At 25.9% G+C, this 13,801-nt stretch carries 15 protein-coding genes; 7 read left to right on the top strand and 8 right to left on the bottom strand.

Annotation, left to right across the window (positions count from 1 at the left end):
• Window positions 1-2 precede the first annotated feature (2 nt).
• The gene (locus tag Q0K52_RS03650; RefSeq protein WP_297296571.1) at window positions 3-608 is read left to right on the top strand and encodes a hypothetical protein; all 606 of its coding nucleotides are present in this window, start codon (window positions 3-5) and stop codon (window positions 606-608) included.
• 393 nt (window positions 609-1,001) lie between these two features.
• On the opposite strand, the gene nhaC is transcribed toward Q0K52_RS03650, so the two are convergent.
• The gene (gene nhaC / locus Q0K52_RS03645; protein WP_297296569.1) at window positions 1,002-2,429 is read right to left on the bottom strand and encodes a Na+/H+ antiporter NhaC; all 1,428 of its coding nucleotides are present in this window, start codon (window positions 2,427-2,429) and stop codon (window positions 1,002-1,004) included.
• A gap of 288 nt (window positions 2,430-2,717) precedes the next feature.
• Here nhaC and Q0K52_RS03640 point away from each other — a divergent pair, with 288 nt between their 5' ends.
• Complete coding sequence (locus Q0K52_RS03640; protein ID WP_297296567.1) at window positions 2,718-3,230, top strand: chemotaxis protein CheW; 513 nt, start codon at window positions 2,718-2,720, stop codon at window positions 3,228-3,230.
• Between the two features lie 42 nt (window positions 3,231-3,272).
• Here Q0K52_RS03640 and Q0K52_RS03635 read toward each other — a convergent pair whose 3' ends face one another.
• Together Q0K52_RS03635 and Q0K52_RS03630 are read right to left on the bottom strand one after the other, a co-directional pair.
• On the bottom strand, window positions 3,273-3,878 hold the full coding sequence (locus Q0K52_RS03635; protein WP_297296565.1) for a 5-formyltetrahydrofolate cyclo-ligase: 606 nt from the start codon (window positions 3,876-3,878) through the stop codon (window positions 3,273-3,275).
• A complete protein-coding gene (locus Q0K52_RS03630) occupies window positions 3,859-4,614 on the bottom strand; it encodes a PilZ domain-containing protein (protein ID WP_297296563.1) in 756 nt (251 codons plus the stop codon). Before Q0K52_RS03630 ends, Q0K52_RS03635 begins: the two co-directional genes overlap by 20 nt.
• A 150-nt stretch (window positions 4,615-4,764) precedes the next feature.
• Here Q0K52_RS03630 and Q0K52_RS03625 point away from each other — a divergent pair, with 150 nt between their 5' ends.
• Window positions 4,765-5,256, top strand: a complete 492-nt coding sequence (locus Q0K52_RS03625) for a DUF1232 domain-containing protein (RefSeq protein ID WP_297296561.1) — start codon at window positions 4,765-4,767, stop codon at window positions 5,254-5,256.
• Window positions 5,257-5,273: 17 nt separating this feature from the next.
• The gene (recG, locus tag Q0K52_RS03620; protein ID WP_297296559.1) at window positions 5,274-7,364 is read left to right on the top strand and encodes an ATP-dependent DNA helicase RecG; all 2,091 of its coding nucleotides are present in this window, start codon (window positions 5,274-5,276) and stop codon (window positions 7,362-7,364) included.
• Between the two features lie 225 nt (window positions 7,365-7,589).
• Here recG and Q0K52_RS03615 read toward each other — a convergent pair whose 3' ends face one another.
• From Q0K52_RS03615 to Q0K52_RS03600, 4 genes are read right to left on the bottom strand one after another with little or no spacing between them, the layout of a single operon-like run.
• Window positions 7,590-8,261, bottom strand: coding sequence for an ATP-binding cassette domain-containing protein (locus Q0K52_RS03615; protein ID WP_297296557.1), 672 nt, complete (start codon window positions 8,259-8,261; stop codon window positions 7,590-7,592).
• A complete protein-coding gene (locus Q0K52_RS03610) occupies window positions 8,258-8,980 on the bottom strand; it encodes an ABC transporter permease (RefSeq protein WP_297296555.1) in 723 nt (240 codons plus the stop codon). The genes Q0K52_RS03615 and Q0K52_RS03610 overlap by 4 nt, the downstream gene beginning before the upstream one ends.
• Window position 8,981: 1 nt before the next feature.
• Window positions 8,982-9,392: an META domain-containing protein gene (locus tag Q0K52_RS03605; RefSeq protein ID WP_297296553.1), complete on the bottom strand. Its 411-nt coding sequence runs from the start codon at window positions 9,390-9,392 to the stop codon at window positions 8,982-8,984.
• Window positions 9,393-9,413: 21 nt separating this feature from the next.
• On the bottom strand, window positions 9,414-9,815 hold the full coding sequence (locus Q0K52_RS03600) for an META domain-containing protein (RefSeq protein WP_297296551.1): 402 nt from the start codon (window positions 9,813-9,815) through the stop codon (window positions 9,414-9,416).
• A 182-nt stretch (window positions 9,816-9,997) separates the two neighbouring features.
• On the opposite strand from Q0K52_RS03600, the gene Q0K52_RS03595 reads away from it, so the two are divergent.
• The 3 genes from Q0K52_RS03595 to Q0K52_RS03585 all read left to right on the top strand — a co-directional run bounded on the left by Q0K52_RS03595 (window position 9,998) and on the right by Q0K52_RS03585 (window position 12,531).
• Window positions 9,998-10,870 carry a zinc ABC transporter substrate-binding protein gene (locus Q0K52_RS03595; protein ID WP_297296549.1) on the top strand — a complete coding sequence of 291 codons (873 nt, stop codon included), beginning with the start codon at window positions 9,998-10,000 and terminating at the stop codon, window positions 10,868-10,870.
• 21 nt (window positions 10,871-10,891) lie between these two features.
• Complete coding sequence (locus Q0K52_RS03590) at window positions 10,892-11,632, top strand: metal ABC transporter ATP-binding protein (protein ID WP_297296547.1); 741 nt, start codon at window positions 10,892-10,894, stop codon at window positions 11,630-11,632.
• An 89-nt stretch (window positions 11,633-11,721) separates the two neighbouring features.
• Complete coding sequence (locus Q0K52_RS03585; protein WP_297296544.1) at window positions 11,722-12,531, top strand: metal ABC transporter permease; 810 nt, start codon at window positions 11,722-11,724, stop codon at window positions 12,529-12,531.
• Here Q0K52_RS03585 and mnmA read toward each other — a convergent pair.
• Window positions 12,528-13,586 (bottom strand): tRNA 2-thiouridine(34) synthase MnmA, encoded by a 1,059-nt coding sequence (mnmA, locus tag Q0K52_RS03580; RefSeq protein ID WP_297296542.1) that lies wholly within the window; start codon window positions 13,584-13,586, stop codon window positions 12,528-12,530. The genes Q0K52_RS03585 and mnmA overlap by 4 nt on opposite strands.
• Window positions 13,587-13,801 lie beyond the last annotated feature (215 nt).

Here is a 13,801-nt window from a genome sequence, read left to right as displayed (position 1 = left end):
TAATGAAATGGTATGAAAATTATCCTGAAGTTTTTAGGGAAGTTTTAAAAAAAATATTTCTTAATAATTTCTTTGATGATTATAATGAGAAAGAATATATATTAACTGATCATGATATATCTGTAACTATAGAAGTTTTTGAAAATTCTTTATCCATAATAGGATTAGAAGGAGATAAATCATTTCCATATTTACAAAATAAAAAATGTGCTGATAAAGTGATTATCCAAAAAGAAAGTGAAAAAGTTTACAATTTGTATATTTTTGAATTTAGTAAGGGGAGAAAAAAAGATGATGAATTAATACAGCAGTTTGATGGAGCTTGTTTGAGATCTTTAGCAGTACTTTCTTATTTTAAGAATATTACACTTAATAAAGTATATTTATTTTTTGTAAGAAAAGATATAAGTACAAATCCTATTTATTACAAACAGGCAATTTCAAATAAAAAATTATCAATTAATAATAGTAATGAAGTTTTAGAATTAGATAATATTTCATCTATATTTAGTCAAGAAAAATTAAAAATAAAACTTCTTGAACATAATAAAACTTATAGTATAAAAGACCATTCAGAAGAATACGGATTGAATATATCTTTTTTATAGTTCAATTACAATTTATTTTAGTATATACCTAAACAACTATATTTTGTAAAAAATTATTTTATTATTTGTGGGGGACTATCCAAACCGTCCTGTGTGCTTCGTACCCCGCTTATTTTGCGACTGAAATGAGTGCCTTTGGCGTTCCCAAAAGAAGTTTATATCCTTGATAAATTCGGATACTCTTCTCATGAAAGACTGCATTTTTAACCTAAAACTAGGGTCTTATATACTATTTGATGTATATTCTTAAAATATTAAGCTGTAGTATGTGCGTTTTTCGCGTAGCGTATCCTGAAGGATAAAAACTTTTTTGTGCGGCAAAAAAGTTGATAATATCTATATAATATACAGAAGTTGTTAAAAAGTAATTGTTTATGTATAGTTTAATATATTTTAATTTTTTAAATTGCCCTTATTGATTGGTACAGCAAATTTCGGCAGAGTAAGCATATAAATAAATGAAAGACCTATACTAATTAAATTAAAAAATGAATAAGGCATGTACTCTAAAGTATTCACTCCAAGTATGGAAGTCATATAAACACCAGTTACAGTCCAAGGCAAAAGTACTTCTGTTAAAGTTCCTCCTTCTTCCATTGTTCTTGATAACACTCCTTTATTAATATTATATTTTTCGTATACGCTTTTTAGTACTGAACCTAATGTTAGGAATGTAAATTGTAAGCTGCTTAATGCTGAATTTATAGTAAAAGTTGTGAACCAAGTTATGAATATTAAACTTCTTACACCTCTAGTTATTTTTATCAATAATTCTATGAGCGTATTGAAAGTTCCTATTAATTCAAGCATAGCTCCATAAGTTAATGCCAGTATTAAAAATAGCACACTTGGCATCATGCTCATCATACCGCCTCTGTTTAATAATGAATGTAAATTTGATGGTATATCATTAGGATTTACTGTAGGCGACATTGATATATTGAATCCTGTTACGAATGATTTCATAGCATTTATTATTCCAAAGTTTTGAAACAAAGCTCCTAATATAATGGCTATTAAACTTCCTATAAACATAGTAATTACTGGATTAACTCCCTTTACGCTTGCAATAAGTACAAATATAGGAGGAAGCAATAATAGTATATTGAAATTGAATATCAAATCTAATGATGTTAATATTTCTTTGGCTTCTTTTAAATTTAATATATCACTATTAGCAGGGGAGGAATTAAATCCTAATATTGTAAATACTATAGCAGCTAATATAGCAGAAGGTATAGTATTAACTAACATGGTTTTTATATGATTTTGAAGTGTAGTACCAGCACCCATAGCAGCCAAAACTGTAGTATCAGATATAGGAGAATTTTTATCTCCAAGGTATGCTCCGCTTATAACAGCACCAGCCACTAAAGGAAGAGGTGTATTTGTTGCCTGTGCTATTCCTATGAATGCTACTCCTGCAGTTGAGGCAGAACCCCAAGAAGTACCTGTAAATATTGACAAGAATGATGTAACAATAAATGCCATTAATGGTATAAAAGAAGGGTGAATTAATTTTATTCCATAATATATGAGCATTGGCACAGTTCCTGAATATACCCAAGAACCTACAACAATACCTATTAATATAAATATCAATACTCCAATCCAAGTATCAACAATCTTTTTTATGAAGGCATTTTCCATATCTTTCCATTTATATCCTGCAAAATATGCTATGACACAGGATATTAATGTTCCTATTGTAAGTAAAAATTCTATTGGTACACCATAATTAACAGTAAATATTAATACAGTAATGAGTATGAAAATTAATGGGAATAATTTCCAAAATGTATTAATTTTTTTTATTTCCATAATTTACTCCATTTTAATTAAAACAATTATTGTAATAGTTGACATTACAACAATATATAACATATTTTTATTGTAATGTCAATATTTACAACAAAATTATACTGTTATATGAAATTATATTTAATAAATTTATGTATAGATTGACTTTTAACTAAAAATAGATTAGAATAGTATAAGTGTTAGATTCATTTTAATTTTTTGATTGCAAATATTTCTATATATTATAAAATATAAGAAGTTATTTCCGATAATGAATTTACTTTTTAATTATTTATGGAGGCATTATAAATGGCAGAGCAGCTAGAGCAACAACCAGTAGAAAGTACAGAAAGTAGGGTTGATGTTGAGGATAGTACAAATCTAGTTACTTTTAGACTAGGCAGCGGTGAATATGCTATAGATATCATGCAGGCAAAAGAGATAATTAAAATGGAAAAGATTACTCTTATTCCTAATGCCCCAGATTTTGTAGAAGGTGTAATAAATTTACGTGGTAATATTATACCTATCATAGACTTAAAAAAGAGATTCCATTTAGAAGAAACAGAAGGCGATAAAAATACAGGTATCATCATAGTAAAAATAGAAGATGTTGATATGGGTATTATTATTGACTCTATATCCAAAGTAGTATCTATTTCAAATTCAGATATTCAGCCTCCTCCTCCTATGTTATCAGGTATTGGTCAAAAATATATTAAAGGTGTGGGTAAATTAGAGGACAAATTATTAGTTGTTCTTGATTTGGAAAAATTATTCACTACTGAAGAAGAGGAAGAAGAAGATAAATCTGAAAATTAATCTTAATAAATAACTCTGATTAGTTAATATTAAATTGAATAATTAAAAAATAGCAGTAACAACTTTGCTTTCGCTAATAATGATGTCTAATATTTCATCATTATCATCTTTTGGTATAGATGGTAATATTTGATAATCGTAGGCTAATCCTATTCTCAAGGCATTTTTATTTAATCTTAATATATTATCGTAATAGCCTTTTCCAAAGCCTAATCTGTTACATTTTTCATCGAATGCTATTGCTGGTATAATAAACATTGAAACGTCTTCAATACTGCAGTCTTTACAGCGTTCAAAAGGTTCTCCATTACCAAATCTAGTATTTCTATTAATATCTTTTTCATAATCATTAATATATTTTAATTTCATATTATGATCATCTACTAGAAATGGTACGGATACTTTTATATTATTATCCATAGCATATTTGATTATGTTTTTGGTTTCTACTTCATTGTTGAAGTCAATATATACACATATAGAGTTAAATTTAGCAATATTAACTATATTTTTAAATTTTTTATATATAATATTGCTTTTATTCTGTATAAAAGAATCCTCTAAATTATTTCTAATAAGCTTAAATGAGGCTCTTATTAATTGTTTTGCTTCTTTTATATCTGAATCATTATGAAGAGAAGTTCTCATCTTTAAATTCTACTAATATTTCTTGTAATAATTTGTCTCTAATGATTTGGTCAATAATTTTTTGAGAAGCCATACCAATATCAATAAATTGTACAGCAAAACCTTTTGGCAAATCAGGTTTTTGATTTTCATTATTGATCCAAACTACTTTAGCTTCAGTAAAGAGTTTAAAATCCTTAAAGGATATAGTAAGTCCAAGCATATCGCCTTTATCAGGGATATTAGTATCTGAAGATATGTAAGCTCCGTTACCGCTAATGGATAAGATATTTCTGTCGATTGTTCCTCTAATTTTATCTTTATATGCTATAATTACATTCAAAGGCCAATTTACTCTTGAATATTGTCTTCTTCTTTTGCTGTTTTCTTCAAATTTAGATATTTCATTAGAAATAGATTGAACTATAGCTGAAACATCTGTATTTTTAGGAAATATTAAAGCATTAGGATATAAACTAGTATCGAAGTCTTCAGAAATATTAGTTAATACCAATTTTATTTGAGGATTTATTTTACTTATTTTATCTGTAAAAAACTTAATACTGTCTTTTTCACTTTCATTATATCTTATAATATAGAAATATATACTTAAATTATTTTCTATTATATATGCTAAAGATGAATTTGTATCTGCGAAACTGCTTATACTAAATAAGTTACTAAAAGCGGTTTTATATTTACTTAATATAGAAGGATCATTTTCTATTATTACAGCTTTTATTTGTTCTTTATCCATTATTAAACTCCTGGAAATACTTACTGATTAAGTATAACATAATTTATTATTTATGCAATATTTTCGATGAAAAAATATAGTACTAATTATATTTATAATTTTTATATTTTATGTTATAATATGTAAAATATAAAGATATAGGTAATTATTATGGCTGATATAAAGGATAAAGCAAAAGAATTATGGGATAAATTTTCATTAGATATTACATTAGATAAGCTTAAATCAATTTTTGAGAAATCTAAAGAAATATTAAATTTATCATCATCATCACATCTTTCAAAATTTTTAGAACAAATACAGCTTATGATTAATATGATAGGCGATTATATTCATGGTAATTATAAAGATATACCATGGAAAACAATTGCTTCTGTTGCAGGAGCTTTGATATATATAATAATTCCTATAGATGCAATACCTGATGTTATACCTCTCGCAGGATTATTAGATGATGCTTTTATTATAGGGCTATGTGTAAAATATTTCTCTGAAGATTTGCATAAATATAAAATTTGGAAATATGGAGAAGAAGATGATAGCAGCGATGAAGCTGATATAAAAAAATCTGATAATGATATTGATGAAGAAGAAATTGATGAAGTTGAATATAAAATAGCAGATGATGATAAAGATAATTAAGAGGAATATTATATATTTTGACAACTAATGATTATAGTAAAGATATTTTCACTAAAAGTATCAAGTATTCAAAAGGTGTAGGACCAAAATACGCTGAAATATTATCTAAAAAAGGTATAGTAACCTTATATGATTTGATATTTTTTTTTCCAAGAACTTATGAAGATAGAAGAAAAACTTTAAAACTACATGAGGCATTAGAAAATAATGATAAAACTTGTGTTGTATATGTTGAAGTTATAGATATATCTAGCTTTACTTTTCAATATAGAAATAAACCTTTAGTTATAGTTACAGATGGTATTGCAGTATGTGAAGTTCCTATTTATGGAGGAAGGCTTCCTGCAGGAGTGACGAAAGGTGCTAAGCTTTATTTAACTGGTAAATTTGTCAGAGGAAGCAGAGGTAAACTTCAATGCCGAATGACTGAATTTGAAAAGCCTTCATCAAATGCATTATCTTACGGTAAAATTGTACCTATATATCCATTAACAGAGGGACTTTCTCAAAAGAAATTAAGAACATTAATTGTAGATGAACTTGTAAGTTTTGAAAAAAATATGAAATATGATATACCAAGTATCATAAAGAAAAAATACAGACTTAAAAGTTTTGTTGCTTCTGTAATGGAGATGCATTTTCCTACTTCTTTTGAGGCATTATCTGAAGCTAAAGAAAGTTTAATATTTGAAGAATTTTTAACTTTTCAATATATACATTTAATTGAGAGAAGACCTAATATTCTTATAAAAGAAAAAAGATATGATTCATCAAATTTATTAGAAAAAGTAAAATCCAGTTTAACTTTTGAGCTTACTCCTGATCAATTAAGTGCTATAGAAGAAATAAAAAAAGATTTATTTTCAGAGAAGCAAATGTTTAGACTTCTTCAAGGAGATGTAGGTGCTGGTAAAACAATAGTAGCTTTTTTGACTGCCTTAATACCTGCAGAAGCTGGATTTCAGACAGCATTTTTAGCTCCAACTGAAATATTAGCTTTACAGCATTATAATAATTTTAAAAAGATTATTAAATTAGCTGGTTTGGAAGATACTATAAAAGTAGATATATTAACTGCATCAGTAAGTCAAAGTGAAAGAGGTTATTTATTAAAAAGACTTAGAGAGGGTAAGAGTAATATATTGGTTGGTACACATTCTATTATTTATGATGAAGTAGTATTTAAAAATCTTTCTTATGCAATAGTAGATGAACAGCAAAGATTCGGTGTGGCACAAAGAAATAAATTATTGTCAAAGGGAAATAATGTTGATTATTTACTTATGACAGCAACTCCTATTCCTCAATCTTTAGCATTAACATTATTTGGTGAATTAGATTTATCTATTATAAAGAGTATGCCAAGCAGCAGAAAGGGTGTACTTACAAAATATAAAGAACTTTATGAAAGAGATCATTGCTACAAGTTTTTAAAAAGCAGAATAGCAAAAGGAGAGCAAGGTTATATTGTTTTTCCATTAATAGAAAATAATGATTCAAGCTTCATCACTCTTTCAAGCGAATTCAAAAGAGCCAAAGAAACTTATTTTTCAGACATTCAAATAGAAATAATACATGGTAAAATGAAAGATGAAGAAAAAGAATATATAATGAATAGATTTGCAAATGGTGAAATAAAAGTATTATTTTCTACAACAGTAATAGAGGTTGGTATTGATAATCCTAATGCCACAACTATATTAATAGAAGGGGCAGAGCGTTTTGGTTTATCACAGCTTCATCAGCTTAGAGGTAGGGTAGGCAGAGGAGATAAATTAGGTTACTGCTATTTAATACTACATAGTGAGTTAAATGACATTATAAAAGAAAGAATTAATATAATATGTGAAACTACTGACGGATTTAAAATATCAGAAAAGGATTTGGAATTAAGAGGGTCCGGTGAATTTTTAGGTGATAAGCAAAGCGGAATACCTGATTTTAAACTTGGAAACATTATAAGAGATAAAGAAATAATGCGTAAAGCTAAAGATGAAATGCGTTCGCTTCTAAAAGATGAAGAATCTAAAAAAAATTTTTATAAAGAAAATGAAGCTTTTATATTAAAGGCTAATTATTTGAAAGAAAGAATAGTTAAAGATGAATAGTTATAGAATTTCATTTAAACACCCGCCCTTTATTTTTTTAGTTTTATTTATAAAATTGTAGTTTTTATTATATTTATTGTGTAATTAGAAATTTAAGCCCCCACCCAATTTTTTGTTAACTTTAAAATTCATTTAACGCACGGTGAACTAAATTTTATATATGATAACAACTAAAATTATAATCAAATTATATTTTTAATTTTACTCTGCGTGCGGGAAAATATATCAGTTGTTTATTAGGATTTCTATTAATTCTGATTGTAAATTACTATTTAAATCATTAATTTCTCTTTCATATATAAGTTTAGTATATTCATTTTTATTTGAAAGTATATATAAATAATCTCCAAGCATAATAGCTTCAGATACATCATGAGTAACATAGAAAAAAGTTTTATTTGTGCTTAATTGTATTTTTTTTATTATATCAATTAATTCTTTTTTCTTTTTTATGTCCTGACCTTGTAACGGTTCGTCCATAAGTATAAAGTTTGAATCATAAGCTAATGCTCTTGCTAATGATAATCTCTGTTTCATTCCGCCGCTTAATTCATTTGGTTTTGAATATATGTTATCTTTTAATCCTACCATTTCTAATGATGATTTTATTTTTTTGTCTATTTCATTTTTATTTTTTATTTTATCTTTCAATACATACTCTATATTTTTATAGCTGTTAAAAAAATTTAAAAGTCTTGGTTCCTGATATACAAATGCTTTGTCATTTTTATCTATATTTGAAGATATTATATTTAAAAGAGATGTTTTACCGCATCCAGATGAACCTAATATTACATTAATTTTGTTTAAATGAAATTCTATATTAAAATTTTTAAATATTATCAGATTTTTATATGATAAATTAATATTTTCTAATTTAAATATATTTTCAGTCATGATTTAAGCCTTATAATAATTTCAAAAATACCATTAAAAATAACAGCAATTAAACAATAAGCAAATAAACTAACAGTATCTAAATATAAATGCGATTCATAAAGTTTGCTTCCTATACCCAAACTAGGCAATGCTAATATCTCTGCAGCTAATATACTTTTCCAAGTTATACCCATAGATTGAGAAACAGCAGTTAATATATATGGTTTTATAGATGGTATATAAAGACTTATTATTTGATTCTTTAATGAAACATTATATGATAATGACATCTCTATCAAATTTTTATCAACATTAATAATCCCATTAACCACAGCATCATACATTATTGGAAATATCACGAGCATAGAAACAAATATTGGTACCGTATTATTATCGAACCATATTATAGCAACTAATATCAATGGTATTGTTGGTATAGTGCGTATAAAATTAATAATAGGCATTAACATATATCTTATAGATGAGAATATACCTGATAATATACCAAATATAATAGCTAGTAAAAATGATAATATAAATGTGATAAATACTCTTATTAGACTTAAAAATAAATCTTTATAAAATGATTTTTCTAATATAATTTCAATTAACTTTTTAATGATAGTTAATATATTTGGAAATACTATTTCAGAATTAATTTTTAAAGATATAAAAAACCATAATAAAATGAATATAATTATACCTAAAATAAAATAAATAATATTTTTATTCTTCATTTTATTTTATTCTTTTAAAGATAAGTCTTTCCTCATCTAAAGTTATTATAGTAAGTGAAGTACTTGTAAGTTCTATGGAAGAAGCTTTGTTTAATAATTCTATATATTTTTTTTCTGTTTCTACTGCCTCAGATTCTCCGCCCATTTTTGTAACAACCATATCTTTAAATATGATCATATTTCCTCTTCTCATTTCATATTTACCTAAATAAGTGTTAAAACCGCTGTAGCCGTAAAATTCTTCATTATAAAAAGATATTGTTATTCCTCTGCCTTCAAACATATTTGTAAGCTGAAAAGTTTTTCCATTAAGCGTACTTGTAGATATTGCTATTGATTTATTTTGAGAAGCACAGGAGCTTATAAAAAATGTAGTAATAAAACAAAATATTATAGCAAAATTTCTTATCATTAAAATATCCTAATAAAAAAACTAAATCTCTTCAAAAACTAAATTATGGCTAGATAATAAAGTATATATTGTAAGCTGTCTTCCTGTAATTTTATAAGAAGTAGCATTCTTAAGCATATTTAAATAATCAATCTCAGCAGCCATTTCTTCTCTTGTTCCGGCTTTTTTAGTAAGCGATATAGATAATACATTAAATATATCTCCGTCAAGCATATATGATGATGAATAATTATTAACAGCAGAAAAACCAGAAATAGTATCTGATGAGAATTCTATAGTAATATTCATCTCAGGATATATGCTTACTAATTTAAACTTCCTGCCGGTAAGTCCATCATTAACTTCTTCTTTTTGAGCAACTTGAGTAGTTGAACAAGATAATAATATTAATGATATAACCAACAAATGTACAATATATTTCATAATTATCCTAATTAATTTATAATATCGTTATAATTTTCGGTAAAAACTTCTTAATTTTAAATATGTATTTTTATATATTATAAAATGTTAGCACTATAAAACATATTGAAATTTGCTAATTATAATATTATAATGTAAAAATTATATTTATCAATTATTTTAAATAAAGGGAATATGACTTTATGAAAAAAATTACAACAATAATTATTATATTAAGCCTAATTATAAGCTGTGAAAAAAATAATACACAAAAAAATGATATTACAAATAATAATGCAGAAAATAAATTACAAGTTTATGCAAGCATATATCCTGTTTATGATTTTACTAAAAAAATAGGCGGAGATAAAATAGATGTTTATAATATGACATCAGCTGGTTCAGAACCTCATGACTTTGAAATCACTTCTAAAGATATGGCCAATTTAACCAAAGCAAATCTTTTTGTATATAATGGCGGCGGTATGGAGCATTGGGTTGATACTGTAAAAGACAGCATTAAAGATTTAAATTATCTTGAATCTTCTTTAGGCATTAATAATGAAAGGTTGGATCCGCATTTCTGGCTTTCTCCAATCAATGCTAAAAAACAAATGGAAAATATAAAAAATGCTATTGTGGAAATAGATCCTGATAATGCTGATTACTATAATTCTAATTATAATATATATGCTGATAAATTAGATGAACTAGATAAAAGTTTTAGAGATAATTTATCAAATATAAAAAATACTAATTTGGTAGTAACACACCCTGCTTTTGGTCATTTCTGTAAAGAATATGCATTAAATCAAGTAGCCATTGCAAGAGATGAAGCTGATCCTAAATCTATGTCTGAAATTATTACTTTTATAAAAAACAATAATATAAAAGCTATATTTTATGAAGAATTTTCAAGTTCTAAATTAGTTGATTCTATAGCTAAGGAAACTTCAGCTGCAATATATACATTAAATCCGATAGAATCTTTAAGCGAAGAAGATGTTAAAGCAGGAGAAGATTATTTTTCTATAATGGAAAAAAATCTTATGTCATTGACTAACGGACTTAATTAATAAAAATAAATAATAGAAAATATGAATAAGATTATAGAATTTAAAAATGTACATTTTGGTTATACTTCTGATGACATATTAAAATGCATTAGTTTTGATGTTAATAGAGGAGATTTTGTATCTATAATAGGTTCTAATGGTGCAGGAAAGAGCACTATATTAAAACTTATTTTAGGCGAACTTCATCAGTATAAAGGAAGTATAAAATTATATGAAGAAGATATAAGTAAATTTAAAGATTGGAAAAAAATAGGGTATTTAGAACAAAATGCTTATTCTAAAATTTTGCATTTTCCTGCTACAGTTTATGAAATAGTTATGTCAAACAATTTTTCTGATATTGGCTTATTTAAATTTCCAAACAAAAAACATAAAGAAAAAGTTATGGAAGTGCTTACCCTTTTAGGAATGGAAAAATATAAAGACAGAATGATATCAAAACTTTCAGGCGGACAAGTACAAAGAGTATTTTTAGCCAGAACATTAATATCCAATCCGGATTTACTTGTGCTAGATGAACCTACTAATGGAGTTGACAGAGAAACTATAGAATTAATATATAAAATATTACAGGAATTAAATAAAAATAAGAATGTATCTATAATCATGGTTACTCATGATGTAGAGAGAATGTCGAAAATATCAAATAGAGTATTTTGTTTTGAAGAAGGTACTTTAGTTGAATTAGCTAAAAATCAGCTGGATATAGAACTTTCACATAAACATAAGCACCCGCATGATGACAATGTATGTTCTTGTTAATTTTTTATCATTATAAATAACTTTCATTTTATACAAATTAACTATATAATGATCGTTTATATAATTTAAATCATTGTTTGGAAAAATATATGGAAATATTTCAATATGATTTTATGCGTAAGGCTTTTATAGTTGGTATAATGCTTGCTGTTATTATACCTTGTATAGGAGTTGTTGTAGTATTAAAAAGACTTTCTATGATAGGTGATGCTATATCACATACATCGCTTGCCGGTGTTACTTTCGGACTTGTATTCAATATAAATCCAATACTAGCTTCTATTATATTTTGTATATTTGCTGCTTTATCAATAGAGTTTATAAGAAAAAAAATATCTAAATACGGTGAAATGTCTATATCAATAATAATGTCTTTATCTATTGGTATTGCAGGGCTGCTTTCCGGGTTTGTTGCTAATAATTCTAATTTCAACAGTTTTTTATTTGGTAGTATTGTTGCTATAAGTGACTTTGAATTAAAATTAGTAATATTTATAAGTTCAATATCTATACTAATTTTTATATTTTTGTATAAGGAAATATTTTATATCACTTTCAATGAAAGATTAGCAAAACTTTCTGGAGTTCCAGTAAATAGAATAAATTTTATATTTACTATATTAACTGCTGTAACTGTATCAATATCAGCAAGAGCAGTAGGGGCATTAATAGTTTCATCAATGATGGTTGTTCCTGTAGCATGTTCTATGCAGGTAGCTAATAGTTACAAAAAAACTATTATATATGCAGTATTATTTAATTTATTTTTTACTATATTAGGTATATTTATTTCTTATTATGAAGGCTTAAAACCAGGAGCAACCATCGTATTAATAAGCATAATAAGTTTTGTAATTATAATATTATTAAAATCTTTTATACCTCATAAAAAATATTAATAAACTATTCCGCCGCATATAGTTACATCATCATTATAGCATACACAAGATTGACCTTTAGCAACTATACCTGTAGGTTCAAGGAATTTTATATTTATTGTATTCTCATCTATAGGTATAACTCTTGCCATAGATCCTTTATGTGCACTTCTTGTTTTTACTAAAGCCTCGAATTCTTTTTGTATTGGTTCAACTATCCAATTAACATTATATATATTAACTTCATTAACAAAAGTATGATTTTTATTTCCAACATAAACAGTATTTGTTTTGCTGTCTAATGCTATTATAAATAAAGGTTCCTTATATGCTATTCCTAAACCTTTTCTCTGACCTACTGTATAATGCCATACTCCTTTATGATGACCTAATACTTCATTGGTATCTATATTTATTATTTCGCCTTCTTTATCTTCATCAAATAATCTATGATACTCTCCGGCAAAAAAATCCTGACTTTCGCTTTTTTCTGCCACATCTAAATTATATTCTCTTGCGATTTTTCTTGTATCTTCTTTTGTATTTTCATGCATAGGAAACATTATTTTTGATAATTGATTTTGTGTAAGTCTGTATAAAAAATATGACTGATCTTTTATTAAATTCTTTCCTCTAATTAAAATATATCTTTTAGTTTTTTCATCGTATCTTATTCCGGCATAATGACCAGTAGCAAATTTATCAAATTCCAAACCTTGTTTTTCTATAGCCTCAAATAAAGATCCAAATTTTACTTCACTATTACACATAATACATGGATTTGGTGTAAGTCCATGTTTATAGGCTTCTGTAACATAATCTATAACTTTCTTTTGAAATATTTCACTAACATCAAAAGCATAATAATCTATGCCTATTGTCTGAGCATATTTTTTACATTCTTCAACCATATTTGCTTGGGAAGGACTATAACAAGAACCGCTTAAAGGTGCTCTTTTATCTCCATTCCAAAGAAGCATTGTAACACCAAATACTTCATTTCCTTGCTCTTTTAAAAGTTTTGCTGTAGTAGTAGAATCCACTCCTGCACTCATTCCAACCGCTATTTTTTGCATACTACACTCCTTTTATTTTTTTATATTATATACTAAAAATTATAAATTTTGTAAAAAATTAGCTTTTATATTTATATTATTTTAATATGATAATCATTAAAAATATGAAAAATAATAAACATAAACTTAAAAATTTTCGGTATATACTGAAAATTTTTAAGTTTGTCAATTTTTTTAATATATTGTATAATAATAATATGGATTTTAATTTAACA

It is taken from the genome of uncultured Brachyspira sp. (assembly GCF_944390845.1).
GTDB classification, from domain to species: domain Bacteria; phylum Spirochaetota; class Brachyspiria; order Brachyspirales; family Brachyspiraceae; genus Brachyspira; species Brachyspira pulli.
This window is presented reverse-complemented; position numbering and strand designations above follow the sequence as displayed.